Consider the following 16,597-nt stretch of genomic DNA (forward strand, 5'->3'; position numbering starts at 1 on the left):
GCGCGGGTGCCACGCGTTTTCCTTCGGCCGGCTACTTCGGGGCGTCGACGCGGTAGTCGCCCGCGGTGCCGGTGACCGTGATGGGCACGTGTTTCTCCTCGCCCGCGATGTCGACCACGCACTGGAACGTGGAGCCGTCGGTCACGGCCTGGCGGTCGGGGCAGCTGACCTCGCCGACACCGTCGAGCTGGTAGGTGTCGGCGAGGATCTTGGCGACGGCGGCGTCCATGGCTTTCGCGTCGAACACGCGCCCGGGCCCGGTGGCCGAGGCCGGCGTCGCGCCCGAACTTCCCGCCGACGTCTCTGAAGGCGTGGTGGCGGACGGCGTGACCGTGACGGTCTTGACGGGCGCCGCCGGGTCGGCTTTGGTCGAACAGCCGGTGGCGAGCAGCATTCCGAGTCCGCACAGACCCAGCACCAGCACGGCGCGCATTCCCGCTCCTGTCCCCCGATGCCCGGTTCAGGGCCCTTGGTCAAGGTCAGAAGAAAGTACCGCACCATGACGCGCGGCGCGTGCCGAACAAGGTGTCCACGTGCGACACCGCGGTGTCGTCGAGGACTTCGATGCGGCCGGTGTCGGCCAGGGCCGAGGCGCGCCACGCTCCGAAGTAGAGCATCGCGAGCGAAGTGACGTCGAGGCGCAGGGCGGGGGCGGCGTCGGTGCGTTCGGCGCCGTCGGGGCTGATGCGGTAGCGGCCGTCGTTGGCGGGCAGCAGCGGGTCGGTCACTTCGAGGACGACCGGTTCCGCCTCGCCGTAGGTGCGGGCGGCGAGTGCGGCGGGCGCGTCGATCACGCGCAGCCACGTTTCGTCCTCGACGGCCTTGACCTTGACCGCGCGCGGGTCGGTGAAGAGCAGTTCGACGGGTTCGTCGACGGGGCGGGCGATCACGGAGATGTCGTCGACGAGGTCCACCGACAGCAGGAACCGCCACAGGCCGGCGAACGCGGCGGGGTTGGTGTAGTGGAACTCGAAGACCGTGAGTTTCTGCCGGTCGCCCTCGCCGCGTTCGACGTGGTAGACGAGGTAGCCGTCGACGCCGTCCGGGCCGCGGTGCACCGCGGTCTCGACGGGGTTGTCCGAGCGGCGGGCCTGGTTCTCGTTCATGGGCCAGTAGTGCGCGGGCCGCGTGATCATGCCGGGCCGGGCGGTGCCGGTGGCGGCGTAGAGGTCGGGCCAGTGCAGCAGGGCCTGCTCGAGGCCGAACACGCTGACCTCGCCGCCGGCCGGTGCTTCCGGGCGCAGCCGCGCGTGGCGGCGGTCCACGACGATGTTGCGGCTGAGGGTGGCGACGCCGTAGCCGTACCGGCCGTAGATCGCGCCTTCGGTGGCGTGCAGGGACGCCAGCACGACGTCGCGTTCGGCGAAGTCCCGCAGCTGCGCGGCTTGCAGGGCGCTGAGCACGCCGCGGCGGGTGCGGCCGGCGCGCACGCCGACGCCGGTCACGGCCGCGAGCGGCACGCGCGCGCCGCCGGGAAGGACGACCTCGTGGTCGGCGGCGCGCACGGTGCCGATCAGCTCCGGGTCGAACGCGGCGAACACGCGCGACTCCTGCAGAGCCTCGCCGATCCGCTCCCACTCCTCGTCGCTGCCGGCCTTGACGTGCAGCGCCGCCCGGAACAGGTTCCAGGCCGCGCGCTGCTCGTCGGCGGAGGACAGGAGTCGTACGGTGTGGTCGCTCATGCCGCGATCATCCTGTGGCCCGCGGGGTGCGGGCCACCGATTTACCCGGCTTCACTTTTCAGGGTGGATCACTGCGGTGATCATGGGGCGGCGGGCGGCGAAACCTCGTAGTTGCCGTCGCTGCCCTTGACGGTGATCGGCACCTGCTGCGGCTTGCCGTTGATGGTCGCGGTGCAGTCGAACTTGGCACCGTCCTCGACCTTCTGCTCGGCCGGGCAGGTGACGCCGGTGACGCCTTCGATCTTGTAGGTGTCGGTGAGCAGCTTCGTGACGTCGGTCTGCATCTGGGTGTTGTTGAAGACCTCGGTCTTGAAGAAGCCGGGGGCGACGAACCCGAGGATCGCGACCACGGCCACCACGACGATGAGCGCCCCGATGCCGATGAACAGGCCGCGCTTGGACTTCGGTTCGTCACCGCTGTCGCCGACGGTCTGCGTGAGGGCGGTCGCCTGGCCGTAGTCGTACTGGTTGCCGGCGGGCTGGCCATAGGGCTGCTGAGCCTGCGGACCGGTCTGCGGCTGGCCGTACAGCGGCTGCTGCTGCGGGCCGCTCTGCGGGTACCCGCCGCCGGGCTGCTGCCCGTACTGCTGGGGCGGCTGCTGCCGGTTCGGGTCGTAGGGCTGGCCGTACTGCTGCGGGGGCGGCTGCTGGCCCCACTGCGGTTGCTGGGGCGACTGCGGGGGCTGCTGCTGCGGGTAGCCGCCGGGTTGCTGGCCGTACTGGGGCTGCTGCTGCGGCTGGACCCACTGCGTCGGCTGCGAGTCGTAGGGCTGCTGGGGCTGCTGGCCGTACTGCTGCGGGTTGTAGGGCTGCTGTTGCTGCTCCTGCGGCCCGCTCGGCGGGTAGGCGCCGCCCGGCTGTTGCCCGTATTGCGGCTGCTGCCCGTACTGGGGCTGCTGCTGCGGGTCGTTGCCGCCATACGGCGTGCTCATCGTTCGCCTCCGCCTTGATTGCCTGCGGCAGTGACCTCCTCGGGAGGGGTCGCTGCCCACGGTGTCGAGCGCGATCCAACCACAGGTCGGGGCCGAGCACACGCGCCCACGCGCACCCTGTCCGAGCGGTGACCTCGACCTGCCCGCGAACGCCCTGTGGCCGAGGCGCGCGCTTCAGGCAAAACAGTCACGCCGCGCCGGCCGCGACGACGCCGCGGCGCAGGGCGCGCACGGCTTCCGCGGCGGCGGCGCCGACCGGGTCGGCTTTGCCGAGGACGTCGCGGATCTGGTCGAGCAGGTCGATCACCTGGCGTGACCAGCGGACGAAGTCGCCGGCGGACAGTTCCTGGCCGTTGGTCTCGGCGGCGGTGAGGACCTTCTCGAGCGATTCGCCGCGGGCCCACCGGTAGACCGGCCACGCGAAGCCGGCGTCGGGTTCGCGGGTGCGGTCGAGGTGGTGGCGGCGTTCGTCCTCGGTGAGGTCGACCCACAGCTTGGTGGTCTCTTCCCAGGCCTTGGGCACGGAGCCACCGGGCAGGCGCGGCTCCCCCGCTGTGTCACGGCGGGCCTCGAACACGAGCGTGGACACGACGGCGGCGAGCTCGGCCGCGCCGAGGCCTTCCCACACGCCGTGGCGGATGCACTCGGCGGCCAGCAGGTCGGACTCGCTGTAGAGACGGGCGAGGCGGTGGCCGTGTTCGGTGACGCGGTCTTCACCGGTGCCGGGGCCGAGGTAGCCGCGTTCGCCGAGCAGCGCGAGGATCCGGTCGAACGCGCGGGCCAGCGAGTGGGTGGTGGCGGCGACCTTGCGTTCGAGCTGCTCGGTTTCGGCCTGCAGGCGCTGGTAGCGCTCGACCCAGCGCAGGTTGGCCTCGCGTTCGGCCAGACCGTGGCAGGGGTGGGCGCGTAGGGCGCGCTGCAGGGTGTTGAGCTCCGCGTCGTCGCCCTGGCTCGTGCGGCGCCGCTGGCGCCCGGGCAGGGAGATGCCGGAGTCGCGCAGGGCCGAGGCGATGTCGCGGCGGGTCTTGGGCGAGCGCAGTTCGATGTGCTTGGGCAGGCGGATGTGGCCGAGCGGCTCGACCGGGGCCGGGAAGTCCGCGACCGACAGTGGCCCGGACCAGCGGTCCTCGGTGACGACCACGGGCCGCGGCTCGCGGATCGGATCCAGGCCCGGGTCGACGACCACGGCCAGGCCCGCGCGGCGCCCGGCGGGCACGGCGATGACGTCGCCCTTGCGCAGCTTCTCCAGCGATTCCGCGGTGCCGGCGCGGCGGGTGGCGGTGTTCTGCCGGGAGAGGGTTTTCTCGCGGGCGGAGATCTTGGCGCGCAGCTCGACGTATTCGAGCATCTCGTCGAACTCGCCAGTGACCGCGCGGGCGTAGCCGACGAGGGCTTCCTTGTTGCGGTCGATGCGCCGGGAGGTGCCGACCACGGACCGGTCGGCCTGGAACTGGGCGAACGACTGTTCCAGCAGCTCGCGTGCGGAGTCGGCACCGACCTGGGCGACGAGGTTCACGGCCATGTTGTAGCCGGGCCGGAACGACGAGCGCAGCGGATACGTACGCGTGGAGGCGAGGCCGGCGACCTGCTTCGGGTCGACGCCGGGCTGCCAGGCGACGACGGCGTGGCCTTCGACGTCGATGCCGCGGCGCCCGGCGCGGCCGGTCAGCTGCGTGTACTCGCCCGGGGTGAGGTCGACGTGGGCCTCGCCGTTGTACTTGACCAGGCGTTCGAGCACCACGGTGCGGGCGGGCATGTTGATGCCCAGCGCGAGGGTCTCGGTGGCGAACACGGCCTTGACCAGGCCGCGGAGGAACAGTTCCTCGACGGTCTCCTTGAACGCGGGCAGCAGGCCCGCGTGGTGGCCGGCGAAGCCGCGTTCCAGCGCTTCGCGCCACTCCCAGAAACCGAGGACGCTCAGGTCGCCCTCGGGCAGGTCGGCGGTGCGCTCGGCGACGATGCGGCGGATTTCCTCGACCTGTTCGGGCCCGTTGAGCCGCAGCCCGGAGCGCACGCACTGCGCGACGGCGGCGTCGCAGCCGGCGCGGGAGAAGATGAACACGATCGCGGGCAGCAGCCCGGCCGTGTCGAGGCGCTCCACGACGTCGACGCGCGAGGGCGGGCGGAACCGTTGCGGGCGGGGCGCGCCGCGGCGGCCACCGCGGTTGCCACGCATCGAGGCGGGGGCGAAGCGGCCGAGCTCTTCGGCGCGGCGCAGCAGGCCGGGGTTGATGCTCAGCTCGGCGTTCGGGTCGCCTTCGTCCTGGCCGGCGAACAGGTCCATCAGGCGGTTGCCGATGAGCATGTGCTGCCACAGCGGGACGGGCCGGTGCTCGTCGACGACGACGGTGGTGTCGCCGCGGACCTCGACGAGCCATTCGCCGAACTCCTCGGCGTTGCTCACGGTGGCCGAGAGCCCGACGACGCGGACGTGTTCGGGCAGGTGGAGGATCACTTCTTCCCACACGGCGCCGCGGAAGCGGTCGGCGAGGTAGTGGACCTCGTCCATCACGACGTAGCCGAGCTCGGGGATCGCGGAGCTGCCGGCGTAGAGCATGTTGCGCAGCACCTCGGTGGTCATCACGACCACCTGCGCGTTGCCGTTGATGGAGGTGTCGCCGGTGAGCAGGCCGACGGCGTCGCTGCCGTAGCGGGCGACGAGGTCGGCGTACTTCTGGTTGGACAGCGCCTTGATGGGCGTGGTGTAGAAGCATTTGCGGCCTTCGGCGAGCGCCAGGTGCACGGCGAACTCGCCGACCACGGTCTTGCCGGCGCCGGTGGGCGCGCACACGAGCACGCCGTGGCCGTCTTCGAGAGCCTCGCAGCCGCGGACCTGGAAGTCGTCGAACTCGAACGACACCTCGCCGGCGAAACGCGTCAGCTGGGGGTACTTGCCGCGGCGGCGTGAGACCGCATAGGCCTCGGCCGGGGAAGGTGAAGGGCTAGTGGCCACCCTGTCAGGGTTCCACACGGCACCGACAGTCCGCACGCGGCGTGCCGACCGGTGTGTGGCCGTGCGGTTACGGGGCGACGACGGTGAGCGCGCCGGGCACGCAGGTGGCGGTGAAGGGGGTGACGCCCTGGGATTCACCGTCGGCGTAGGCGGGCCAGCCGGGGCCGGTTCCGGTTTTGCTGCCGGTTTCGATACTCAGTGTCCGGGTGCGCAGGGTGCGGACGGCGGGGTGGTCGAGGTGGGCGCCGGTGCGCAGGCCGGGCAGCAGGCGCAGCAGCTGCAGGCGGCCGGCGGCGCCGATCACGGTGACGTCGAAAAGCCCGTCGTCCGGCGTGGCCTGGGGGCAGATGGGGACGCCGCCGCCGTAGTAGGGGGTGTTGCCGACGGCGACCAGGGTGGCGTCGAGCTCGAGGGTGCCTTCGTCGGTGTGGAGGGTGACGGGGCGGGGGCGGAAGGCGGCGAGCTCGGCGAGGATGGCGACATCGTAGCGGCGGGGGCCGGAGGGCCAGCGGAGGCTGTTGGCGCGGGCGTTGACGGCGGCGTCGAAGCCGGAGCACAGGACGGTGGCGAACCAGGCGCCGTGCTCCCTCGCGCCGCTGCCTTCCGCACTGCCTTCCGCGCCGGCGAGGCGGCCGAGGTCGAGAGTGCGGCGGGTGCCGGCGCGCAGGGCTTCGGCGAGTTTGTCGGCAGCCGTGAGGGCGTCGGGTGGGGTGCCGAGGGCGCGGGCGAAGTCGTTGCCGGTGCCTGACGGGACGAGGCCGAGGGCGACGTCGTGGTCGGCGCAGAACTGCACGCCTTGATGTGCGGCGCCGTCGCCGCCGAGGACGATGAGCACGTCGAGGCCTTCGGCGTGGGCCGAGCTCATGAGGGCTCGGGATTCCGCGACGCTGGTGGCGGTGAGGACGTCGAGCCGTTCGACGGCGGGGCGCAGCCGGGCGGCCACGGCGTCCGCGATCCGGGCCGCGGCGCCGTGGCCGGAGGCCGGGTGGACGGCGAGCGCCGCGGTGAGCCCCATGCGGTGGTGGTTACGTGATGTCGTCGGTCGACTGGCTGCGCGGCGAGGTCACGGGCTCGTCTTCCTCGACGGTGCTCGGCGTGTAGTCGAACGGCGCGGCTTCGTCGTCGTCGAGCTTGTCCCAGCCCTGGTCTTCGCGGATCTTGTCGCGCTTGCGGTCGTTGAAACGCGTGATCTGGATGGCGATCTCGAACAGCACAGTGAGCGCGGCGGCGAGACCGAGCATGGAGAACGGGTCGGAGCCCGGCGTCGCGAACGCGGCGAACACGAACAGCGCGAACAGGATGCCGCGGCGCCACCGCTTGAGCTGCTGGTAGCGGACGACCCCGACGAGGTTGAGCATCACCACGATCAGCGGGAGCTCGAAACTGACGCCGAAGATGAGCAGCAGCGACAGGATGAACGAAATGTACTTGTCCGCGGTCAGCGCGGTCACGAACTGGTCTTGGCCGAAGCCCGCCAGCAGCGCCAGCGCGTGCGGCACGAGGAAGTACGCCAGCACGGCACCGGCGGCGAACAGTACCGATGCGAAGCCGACGAAGACGAGCGCGTACTTGCGTTCCTTCGTGTAGAGCCCGGGAGCGATGAACGCCCAGAACTGGTATAGCCAGAACGGCGAGAGCAGGACCGCGCCGGCCGCGACACCGATCTTCAGGCGGACCATGAAGACCTCGAACGGCTGTGTCTGCAGCAGCCGGCACCCGGCCTGGTTGCCGCCGAAGCGCTGATCGGCGGGGATGGCGCAGTACGGGTGGGTCATGATGTCGCCGAGCGACGGGATCGGGCCGAGGTGCTGTTCGAACCAGATCCAGCCGAAGATGCCGCCGATGACGATGAACAGCAGGGCGAACCCGAGCCGGCGCCGGAACTCGTAGACGTGTTCGATGAGTGTCATCGTGCCGTCGGGGTTTCTGCGGCGGCTGCGCCGGCGCCGGTTGCTGGGGCGCGCGCCTGTGCCGTTGGCGGCTTCCGCCACTGGTCGTTCCGTTCTCGTCGTAGCCCGCCGGAGCGCGCTGGGTGTTCAGCGCGCTCCGCGGACCGGGGACCGGGTGGGGTGGTCGGGCCTCAGCTGGCGTTCTTTTGCGGCTGCTCGGCCGCCTGCTGCTTCTTCAGCTCGTCGAGCTGGCGCTGGAGGTCGGCGACCTGCTGGTCCTGGGCCGGGGCGGTGGCCTGCGGGAGCTGGCGGGTCTCGACCTGCTCGGCCTCGTCCTTCTGCTCGCCCGTGAGGTCCTTGGTCTCGGCCTTGAAGATCTTCATGGACTTGCCGATGGAGCGGGCGGCGTCCGGAAGCCTCTTGGCCCCGAACAGCAGAACCACGACGAGCACCAGAATGATGATGTGCCACGGCTGCAGCGCGTTCATGGCGGTGGCCTCCTTGTTTCTTTAGTCGTTGCCGATGTTACTGGTTTCCGGTGCGTCGCGGCGCTGAGCCACGGCCACGCGAAGTGCTGCGGACCGGGCGCGGAGGAGTCCGGTCCGGTCCTGGGTGTTCGTAGCCACCATGCTCAGGGTGCGGCGGAACTGGCGCAAGACTCTGATCGTCCGTACTGCCAGGACAATCAGGACGAGCACGCCCGCCGCGAGCACTACGTAAGTGGGCCAGTACGACACGTGGGTTACCTTAACGGCCGTAGGTTGACGGTAGGTGACGGGATCGGGCCACCGCGTCGGCCGCTCGTCGTCGAACCGCGTCAGCCAGTGTGACCGGGCTCTCCACCTGCGCGTCTCCGGCGAGTCCGAGGACCAAACGGACCATCCAGGACTCGTCCGCATAGCGCATCCGGATGCGCAGCCGCCCGCCTTCGAGCTCGGCGAGTTCTTCACACGGGTAGTACTCCGCGACCCAGCGCGCGTCGGGGTCGAGCACGAGCTCGGCCTCGCACTGGTCGGGCCGGGCGGAGAACACGCCGTCGGACAGGTCGGTGGGGCGCGCGTGGGCCGGGGGCACGGCGGGCTCGTCGAGCACGGTCAGCTCGTCGATGCGGTCGAGCCGGAACAGCCGGACGTCCTCGACGCGGCGGCACCAGGCTTCGAGGTAGCCGACGGCCTGCACGATGAGCAGCCGCATCGGGTCCACGGTGCGTTCGGTGATCTGGTCCTTGGACGCTGTGTAGTAGCGCATCCGCAGCGCGCGCCCGGCCTGCAGCGCGGCCGCGACCTCCTCGCGGGTCTTCGCGGCGCGTTTGCCCTCGCGCACGCCGCCGCCGACTACTACACCGGCCGGCTGGGCCTGGCCCGCGGCGTCCTCGATCTTGGCGATCGAGCGGCGCACGGCGTCGCCGTCGACCACGCCGGGGGTGTCGGCGAGCGCGCGCAGGGCCACGAGCAGGGCGGTGGCCTCGCCGCCGGTGAGGCGCAGGGGCCGGCTCATGCCGGCGTCGTGGGTGACGACGATGGTGTCGCCTTCGAAGGACAGGTCGATGAGGTCGCCCGGGCCGTAGCCGGGCAGGCCGCACATCCACAGCAGTTCGAGGTCCTTGCGCAGCTGGCGCGGCGTGACGTCGAAGTCGTGGGCGGCCTCGTCGACGCGCACGCCCGGGCGCGCGAGCAGGTAGGGCACGAGCGCGAGCAGGCGCGGCATGCGTTCGGTGGAGCCGCTCATCGGCTGCTCCCCTGCTCGGCGCGGGCGAGGACGGCTTCGAGGCGGTGCTGCACGGATTTGGCGAGCACGTCGGGTTCGAGCACGAGCACGTCGGGTCCCTGGGCGGCGATCCAGTCGGCGGCCGACTCGGGGAAGAACAGGCCGATCTCGATGAGGTCGCCCTCTTCGCCGTCGATCGTGTCGCGGCCGACGACCTCGCCGCGGCGGCGCACGCCGGCGGCGCGCCCGTCCGCGACCCACAGGCGGGCAGTGGTGACGGGGCTGGATTCCTCGCTGCCGCCGGTGACGGACACGAGCTGCAGCAGGTTCACGCCGTCGGGCCGCGTCACCGCGCCCGGCTCGCCGATCGGGGTCACCTTGCCGGTGACGCGGGAGAGCCGGAAGCAGCGGGTGGCGCCGCGGTCGCGGTCGTGCCCGACGACGTACCAGCGTGCGCGCCAGGACACGACTCCCCACGGTTCGAGCTCACGCATGCGGCGTTCCGGGGAGCCGACGCGGCGGTACTCGAACCGCACGGCCTGGCCGCTCTGCACGGCGGCGAGCAGCGGCCCGAACGCCGGCTCGGCGCGCACGCGGGGCTCGATCACGGTGGGGGCCTGGTCGTCGACCTCGACGCCGGCGGCGCGCAGCTTCACGAGCGCGCCCTGGGCCTGCCCGGTCAGCTCGGGCGAGTCCCACAGGCGCACGGCGAGGCCGACGGCGGCCGCTTCGTCGGGGGCAAGGTCGATCTCGCCGAGCTCGTAGTCGCGGCGGGCGATGCGGTAGCCCTCGACGGGGTCGAAGGCGGAGTTGCGGCCGGTCTCCAGCGGGATGCCGAGCTCCCGCAGCTCCGTTTTGTCGCGTTCGAACGTGCGGAAGAAGGCCTCGTCGCTGGCCGCGTCGGCGTACCCGGGCACGATTCCGCGAATCCGCTCGGCGGTGAGGTACTGCCGGGTGGACAGCAGGGCGAGCACGAGGTTGACCAGCCGTTCGGCGCGTGCGGTGGACACCCCTACAACCCTAGCTCTCCTCGTCCTCCCCGATCGTGAGGTTCCCCGAACGCGTCGCGGCCCTAGCCTGGAACCATGGCTGAACGTGTACTGCTGGTGACCGGAGCGTCGCGAGGGATCGGGGCGGCGACGGCCAGGCGCGCCGTGGCGGCGGGGATCCGGGTGGCGCTCGTGGCCCGGAAAGCCGAGGCCGTGGCCCCGCTCGTGGCCGAGTTCGGCGAGGAAAACGCGCTGGCGCTGGCCGCTGACGTCACCGACTGGCGGGGTGTGTCGGGCGCGGTCGAGGCGACGCTGGCGCGGTTCGGGCGGCTGGACGCGGCTTTCGCGAATGCCGGGATCGGCATGGGCGTGTCGTTCTTCGGCGACGGCGGCGCGGAGCCCGAACAGTGGCGGGAACTGGTGCTGACGAACGTCTACGGTCCCGCGCTCACGGCCCGTGCCGTGCTGCCGGCGTTGGCGGACACGAGCGGTCATCTCGTGCTGACGGGTTCGGTCGCCGGCCGTTATCCGCGCAAGGGGAGCCTGTACTCGGCGACGAAGTGGGCGGTGAGCGGGCTGGCGGCGGGGATCCGGGAGGAGGCCGTGGGCACGGGCGTGCGGGTGACGCTGGTGCAGCCCGGCATCACCGACACCGACATCCTGACCGACGAGCAGCGGCGCAAGCCGAAGCTCGCGGCCGACGACGTCGCCCGCGCGGTGCTCTACGCGCTGGAGCAGCCGCCGTCGGTGGACGTCAACGAGATCATGGTCCGCCCGACCGGGCAGGTCCTTTAACGTTGCAGGTGGGCGACGCGGCCGCCGGTGCCGCTGGCCCAGCAGCTGCCCGCGGGCGCGCAGTCGACGGTGTCGAAGCTGCCGGTGTCGAACCGCGTCCAGTGGTGGCCGCCGTCGGGGCTGAGGTCGCTGCCGCCGGGGCCGACGGCGATGACGGAGCCGCCGAGCCACGCGAGCCCGGAGCGGTAGCCCGCGGGGTAGTGCGCCGGCGTGCGCCAGGTGCGGCCGCGGTCGGCGCTGAGCGCGACGGCCGGGCCGGGCGCCGTGGGGTTCGCGAAGTCCCCGCCGATCGCGACGCCCTGCCACGGCGTGCGGAACGCGAGCGCGAACACGCCGGCCGACGCGCTGCTGGGCAGGGGGGTGTCGGCGACGGTCCAGTGGTGCCCGGCGTCGCCGGTGTGCAGCACGCGGGCGCGTGCGCCGCCGCCCATCGCGAGCCACGCGTCGAACGGCCCGGAGGTGGCCACGCACTGGCCGCTCACCGCGAAGCCCGCTTCGCCGGGCAGCGCGGGCGGGAACGCGCTGTCGGGGATCTGCCGCCAGGTACGGCCGCCGTCCGCGGTGGCCTGCAGGCGGAACTTCCCGTCGACGGGGTCGCTCATCGCGAGGCCGCGCCAGGGGTCGAAGAAGGCGAGGCAGTCGTAGAACGCTTTCGGGTCGGGGTTGGCGAACGTCTGGCGCCAGTGCCGGCCGGCGTCGTCGGTGCGGTAGACGCGCGAGTCCTCGCCGGGGCCGATGGAGAGCACCACGGCGTGGTCGGCGTCGAAGGCCTCGATGTCGCGGAACTCCAGCGTCTCCGTGCCGGGCGGCCCGACGGGGCTCCAGGTGCGGCCGCCGTCGGTGGTGCGCAAGACGGTCCCCTGCGTGCCGCTGACCCACGCCACGCGCCCGCTGACAGCCGAAAGCCCCCGGAACTGCGCGGTTACCCCGGTCGGCGTCAGCCGCCACGACGGGAGCCGCTCAGCCGCGCCCGCCACCCCACCGGCGACCAGCGGCAGCACCGCACCCAGCAGAACCACCAACGCACGCACGACCCGCATGCGGCCGATCTTGCCGCACCCGGACGGCGACTTTCGTCGGGAACGCCGGATGTGCCGACCGCCCTTCGGACCCGAGCCGAGTGCACCGGATATGCCCGAGGGCCGCCCCGCGTGGTGCGGGGCGACCCTCGACGGCTGCGGTCCTGGCGGGTTACAGCGAGCTGATCAGGCGTTCGACTCGCTCGTCCACTGAGCGGAACGGGTCCTTGCACAGCACGGTGCGCTGGGCCTGGTCGTTGAGCTTGAGGTGGACCCAGTCGACGGTGAAGTCGCGGCCGGCGGCCTGGGCGGCGGCGATGAAGTCGCCGCGGAGCTTCGCGCGGGTGGTCTGGGGCGGGGTGTCCTTGGCAGCTTCGATCTCGCCGTCGTCGGTGACGCGCTTGACCAGGCCCTTGCGCTGCAGCAGGTCGAAGATGCCCCGGCCGCGGCGGATGTCGTGGTAGGCGAGGTCGAGCTGGGCGATGCGGGGGCTGGAGAGGTCCAGGTCGTGCTTCGCGCGGTAGCGCTCGACCAGGCGGTGTTTGATGGCCCAGTCGATCTCGGTGTCGATCTTGGCGAAGTCCTGCTGCTCGACGGCCTCCAGCGCGCGGCCCCACAGCTCGACCACGCGCTCGTTGGCGGGGGTGGAGCCGTTTTCCTTGAGGTGCTGCACGGCACGCGCGTGGTACTCACGCTGGATGTCGAGCGCCGAGGCCTCGCGGCCGCCGGCGAGGCGGACCTGGCGGCGGCCGGTGAGGTCGTGGCTGATCTCGCGGATCGCCCGGATCGGGTTGTCGAGGGTGAAGTCGCGGAACTGGACGCCGGCCTCGATCATCTCGAGCACCAGGTTCGCCGACCCGATCTTGAGCATCGTGGTGGGCTCGGCCATGTTCGAGTCGCCCACGATCACGTGCAGGCGCCGGTAGCGCTCGGCGTCGGCGTGGGGCTCGTCGCGGGTGTTGATGATGGGACGCGAGCGCGTGGTGGCGCTGGAGACGCCCTCCCAGATGTGCTCCGCGCGCTGCGAGAGGCAGTACACGGCGCCGCGCGGGGTCTGCAGGACCTTGCCCGCGCCGCAGATGAGCTGGCGCGTGACGAGGAAGGGCAGCAGCACGTCGGCGATGCGGGAGAACTCGCCGGCGCGCGTCACGAGGTAGTTCTCGTGACAGCCGTAGGAGTTGCCCGCGGAGTCGGTGTTGTTCTTGAACAGGAAGATGTCGCCGCCGATGCCCTCGTCGGCCAGCCGGCGCTCGGCGTCGACCAGCAGGTCCTCGAGGATCCGCTCACCGGCCTTGTCGTGCGTGACCAGCTGCGTGAGGTCGTCGCACTCGGCCGTCGCGTACTCGGGGTGCGAGCCCACGTCGAGGTAGAGCCGGGAGCCGTTGGACAGGAAGACGTTCGACGAGCGTCCCCAGGACACGACCCGCCGGAAGAGATACCGCGCGACCTCGTCGGGCGAGAGCCTGCGCTGACCGTGGAAGGTGCACGTGACCCCGAACTCGGTCTCGATGCCAAAGATCCGCCGCTGCATCTCACCAGAGTAGGCGCTGCACCCCCTTGAGCGGTGCGCCGTTCGGGCGGCGACACGCGGTCGGTACGTTGCGTGGGGTGAGAAATCGCGCGAATCCGGCGACGGAGCAGCGCGACCCGCGCCGGACGGAGAAGAGGTCAACAACGGTGTTGCACCAGCTCAGCCGCCCGTTCCGGAAGGTCGGGCGCACCGATCGGGCCCTGATCCGCCACAGTGCGGCCCTGCCGAGGACCCGCGCCGACGATGTCCTCGGCTGGCTTTCCAAATCCGCCAACAAGTCGCGCCTGTGGTGGGTCGTGGCCGCCGCGCTGGCCGCCCGCAAGGGTGCGACGCGCCGGGGAGCGCTGCGCGGGATGGTCGCCATCGCCGGGGCCAGCGCCGCGGCGAACCTGCTCGGCAAGCCGCTGTTCCCCCGGCGTCGCCCGGCCGAGGACGAGGTGCCCGAGCACCGGCGGCTGCGCAAGCGGCCCACGTCCTCGTCGTTCCCGTCCGGCCACGCCGCCTCGGCCGCCGCGTTCGCCACGGCCGTCGCGATGGAGTCACCGAAGGCCGGGCTCGTCGTCGCACCGCTGGCGGGCGCGGTGGCGTACTCGCGGGTGCACACCGGCGTCCACTGGCCCAGCGACGTCGGCGCCGGCCTGGTGATCGGCGTCGGGGTCGCCGCACTGACGAGGCACTGGTGGCCGCTGCACCCCGACGTGCCCGCCCGCACCGCGCACACGGCCGAAGCGCCGGAAATGCGCGACGGCGAGGACATGCTGGCCCTGGTCAACCCGCACTCCGGCGTCGACGGCCAGGACCCGACCGAGGACGTGCGTTACGCCTGGCCCAAGGCCACGCTCCTCTACCCCGACCCGCGCCAGGACCTGCGCGACCAGCTCGCGGCCGAGATCGACGCCCGCGGCGGCTCCGTGCGCGCGCTGGGCGTGGCGGGTGGTGACGGCACGGTCGCCGCGGTCGCATCCGTGGCCGCCGAACGCGGCCTACCGCTCGCGCTCATCCCCGCGGGCACGCTCAACCACTTCGCCCGTGACGTCGGCGTGCGGTCGATGCCCGACGCCGACGCGGCCACCGAAGCCGGCAACGCCGTCGGCATCGACCTGGGCGAGGTCGAGGTCCACGGCGCGGGCGAGCCGGAGCACCGCTGGTTCGTGAACACCGCGAGCCTCGGCGGCTACCCCGAGATGGTCCGGCTGCGCGAGAAGCTGCAGCAAAAGCACCCGAAATGGCCTGCGGCCGCGCTTGCACTCGCCCGCGTGCTGCGCCGCGCGAAACCTCTGCCCATCCTGCTCAACGACGAACCCGCCGACGTCTGGCTGATCTTCGTCGGCAACGGCACCTACTCCCCCAAGGGCTTCGCTCCGTCGCGGCGCCCGGCGCTCGACACCGGCCTGCTCGACGTGCGCTACCTGCGCGCCGACGTGCCGTACTCCCGCGCCCGGTTCCTGCTCGCGATGGTGACCAACAGCCTCAACGCCAGCCACGTCTACCAGCAGCTGGACCTGCCGGAGCTGCGCGTGAAGCTGCTCGGCGGCAACCGCCGAGTCGCCACCGACGGCGAGGTCGGGCCACTCGGCAACGAGTTCACCTTCCGCGCCCGCCCCAGCGCCCTGACGATCTACCGCAACCCCGACAACCGGGGTTGACCAGCGCTTTACCCGCTCACAGCGAATCCACAGCAGCCCATCCCTAGCGTGATCACGTCAGGTGCGGGCGACCCTGCCCGCTTCCGTTCACGGCAGGGAACCCCCTCGTGCGTTTTTCCTCATGCGATGCCACGCGCCCGGCGGTGCGGTCGTGATGCCGCAGGCCGCGGTCGACCCGGTGCTGCCGTCCGACATCACGGCACAGGCGCGTGACCTCGGCCCGCTCGAGTCACCGGCGATCTGGCTGACCGCCGCCGGCGCGGCCGTCGCCGTGCTCGCCGTGACCATCGTGCTCGGGCACCACCGGCGCGCCCGCCGCTGGGGAACCGGCGGCGCGGTGGTGCTCTTCCTCCTCGCGGCCGTGACCGCCGTGAACAGCTACGTCGGCTACGTCCGCACCCCCGGCGACCTCGGCCGGCTCTTCGAACGCGGCTCCGGCGCGGCCGACGCCGTGGGGATGCTGCTCGACGACGGCGCGGACGAACCCGATGCGCCGGCCGACACCACCGCCACGGCGCAGCACCACCCCGCGGTGGTGAGCAGCGGGCAACGCGTCGACGTGCTCAGCCTGCCCGACCCCGCCGACGCCGTGCCCTCGGGCGAGAACTACGTGATCCTGCCGCCCGGCTACGACGACCCGGCCAACGCCGGCCACCGCTACCCCGTCGTCTACCTGATCCACGGCTACCCCTACGGCGGCCCGCGCGACTGGCTCACCTCCGGCGCCGCGCCCGACGCGCTGCGCAACCTCGAGGCCGACCACGTGATCGCCCCGATGATCGTGGTCAGCGTCGACCTCACGGCCGGCATGCCCAGCAAGGACTGGGAAGGCCTCGACGTCCCCGGCGGCCCGCAACTCGAGACCTACCTCGCCAAAACCGTCGTCACCGGCGTCGACCACCACTACCGGACCCTCGCCGACCGCCGCCACCGCGCACTCGGCGGCATGTCCGGCGGCGGCTTCGCCGCCCTCAACACCGGCCTGCACCACCTCGACGAGTTCGCCACCCTCGTGATCGCCCTGCCCTACGACGACCTCAACGACTCCATCGGCGTCCTCGACGGCCATCCCTCCGCCATCGCCGCGAACACGCCACGCCACTACCTGCCGACGATGACGTTCACCGCACCGATCTCCGTACTCCTCGCGGCCGGCACCGGCGCCCCGACCGACGTCGCCACGGCCCACCGCATCGCCGACGCGCTGCACCGCCGCGGCCAGGAAGCCGTCGTCCACACCGAACACGGCTTCAACCACACCTGGCACACCGCCCGCGCGACGCTGCCCTACCTCCTGGCCTTCGCCGACCAGACCTTCCGCAGCCCCACGCCGGCGTCCTGAACCAGTCCCGAAACGCCGAGTGGGGGGGGGCGGGCGGCGGGCGGCCCCCCCCCCCCCCCACAGAAAAACAACAAAGAAAAACAAAGAGAGAAAAGAAAAGAAGGGAAGACAC

15 protein-coding genes are annotated in these 16,597 nt (G+C 72.0%); 3 read left to right on the forward strand and 12 right to left on the reverse strand.

The features are described 5' to 3' along the window. Window positions 1–31 precede the first annotated feature (31 nt). From ABZU76_RS42315 to ABZU76_RS42360, 10 genes are all read right to left on the reverse strand, one after another. Window positions 32–433 (reverse strand): DUF4333 domain-containing protein, encoded by a 402-nt coding sequence (locus ABZU76_RS42315; RefSeq protein WP_220240763.1) that lies wholly within the window; start codon window positions 431–433, stop codon window positions 32–34. A 46-nt stretch (window positions 434–479) separates the two neighbouring features. Further along, window positions 480–1,682: a GNAT family N-acetyltransferase gene (locus ABZU76_RS42320; protein WP_354881178.1), complete on the reverse strand. Its 1,203-nt coding sequence runs from the start codon at window positions 1,680–1,682 to the stop codon at window positions 480–482. Between the two features lie 80 nt (window positions 1,683–1,762). Further along, window positions 1,763–2,614: a DUF4333 domain-containing protein gene (locus ABZU76_RS42325; protein ID WP_354881181.1), complete on the reverse strand. Its 852-nt coding sequence runs from the start codon at window positions 2,612–2,614 to the stop codon at window positions 1,763–1,765. Window positions 2,615–2,801: 187 nt separating this feature from the next. Beyond that, complete coding sequence (locus tag ABZU76_RS42330; protein ID WP_354881184.1) at window positions 2,802–5,567, reverse strand: DEAD/DEAH box helicase; 2,766 nt, start codon at window positions 5,565–5,567, stop codon at window positions 2,802–2,804. Window positions 5,568–5,634: 67 nt separating this feature from the next. After that, window positions 5,635–6,582 carry a YegS/Rv2252/BmrU family lipid kinase gene (locus tag ABZU76_RS42335; RefSeq protein WP_354881187.1) on the reverse strand — a complete coding sequence of 316 codons (948 nt, stop codon included), beginning with the start codon at window positions 6,580–6,582 and terminating at the stop codon, window positions 5,635–5,637. Window positions 6,583–6,592: 10 nt separating this feature from the next. Continuing rightward, complete coding sequence (gene tatC, locus ABZU76_RS42340) at window positions 6,593–7,558, reverse strand: twin-arginine translocase subunit TatC (RefSeq protein WP_354881189.1); 966 nt, start codon at window positions 7,556–7,558, stop codon at window positions 6,593–6,595. A gap of 89 nt (window positions 7,559–7,647) precedes the next feature. Beyond that, the gene (tatA, locus tag ABZU76_RS42345) at window positions 7,648–7,944 is read right to left on the reverse strand and encodes a Sec-independent protein translocase subunit TatA (protein ID WP_220240769.1); all 297 of its coding nucleotides are present in this window, start codon (window positions 7,942–7,944) and stop codon (window positions 7,648–7,650) included. Between the two features lie 21 nt (window positions 7,945–7,965). Then, window positions 7,966–8,193 (reverse strand): bacteriophage holin, encoded by a 228-nt coding sequence (locus ABZU76_RS42350; RefSeq protein WP_220240770.1) that lies wholly within the window; start codon window positions 8,191–8,193, stop codon window positions 7,966–7,968. A gap of 10 nt (window positions 8,194–8,203) precedes the next feature. Further along, window positions 8,204–9,184, reverse strand: coding sequence for a WYL domain-containing protein (locus ABZU76_RS42355; protein WP_354881193.1), 981 nt, complete (start codon window positions 9,182–9,184; stop codon window positions 8,204–8,206). Continuing rightward, a complete protein-coding gene (locus ABZU76_RS42360) occupies window positions 9,181–10,173 on the reverse strand; it encodes a WYL domain-containing protein (protein WP_354881196.1) in 993 nt (330 codons plus the stop codon). The genes ABZU76_RS42355 and ABZU76_RS42360 overlap by 4 nt, the downstream gene beginning before the upstream one ends. Window positions 10,174–10,248: 75 nt before the next feature. On the opposite strand from ABZU76_RS42360, the gene ABZU76_RS42365 reads away from it, so the two are divergent. Continuing rightward, the gene (locus tag ABZU76_RS42365) at window positions 10,249–10,947 is read left to right on the forward strand and encodes an SDR family oxidoreductase (RefSeq protein ID WP_354881199.1); all 699 of its coding nucleotides are present in this window, start codon (window positions 10,249–10,251) and stop codon (window positions 10,945–10,947) included. Here the strand turns inward: ABZU76_RS42365 and ABZU76_RS42370 are convergent. Continuing rightward, entirely contained in the window at window positions 10,944–11,978 is a 1,035-nt protein-coding gene (locus tag ABZU76_RS42370; protein ID WP_354881214.1) for an oxidoreductase, read from the reverse strand. The two genes, ABZU76_RS42365 and ABZU76_RS42370, sit on opposite strands and share 4 nt — an antisense overlap. A 160-nt stretch (window positions 11,979–12,138) precedes the next feature. Further along, entirely contained in the window at window positions 12,139–13,497 is a 1,359-nt protein-coding gene (gene pafA / locus ABZU76_RS42375; RefSeq protein WP_220240774.1) for a Pup--protein ligase, read from the reverse strand. A gap of 146 nt (window positions 13,498–13,643) precedes the next feature. Here pafA and ABZU76_RS42380 point away from each other — a divergent pair, with 146 nt between their 5' ends. Then, the gene (locus ABZU76_RS42380) at window positions 13,644–15,143 is read left to right on the forward strand and encodes a phosphatase PAP2 family protein (RefSeq protein WP_354881218.1); all 1,500 of its coding nucleotides are present in this window, start codon (window positions 13,644–13,646) and stop codon (window positions 15,141–15,143) included. A 121-nt stretch (window positions 15,144–15,264) separates the two neighbouring features. Next, the gene (locus ABZU76_RS42385; protein ID WP_354881202.1) at window positions 15,265–16,485 is read left to right on the forward strand and encodes an alpha/beta hydrolase-fold protein; all 1,221 of its coding nucleotides are present in this window, start codon (window positions 15,265–15,267) and stop codon (window positions 16,483–16,485) included. The last annotated feature ends 112 nt before the right edge of the window (window positions 16,486–16,597 follow it).

This window comes from Amycolatopsis sp. NPDC005232, from assembly GCF_040607795.1.
In the GTDB taxonomy this organism is placed as follows: Bacteria; Actinomycetota; Actinomycetes; order Mycobacteriales; family Pseudonocardiaceae; genus Amycolatopsis.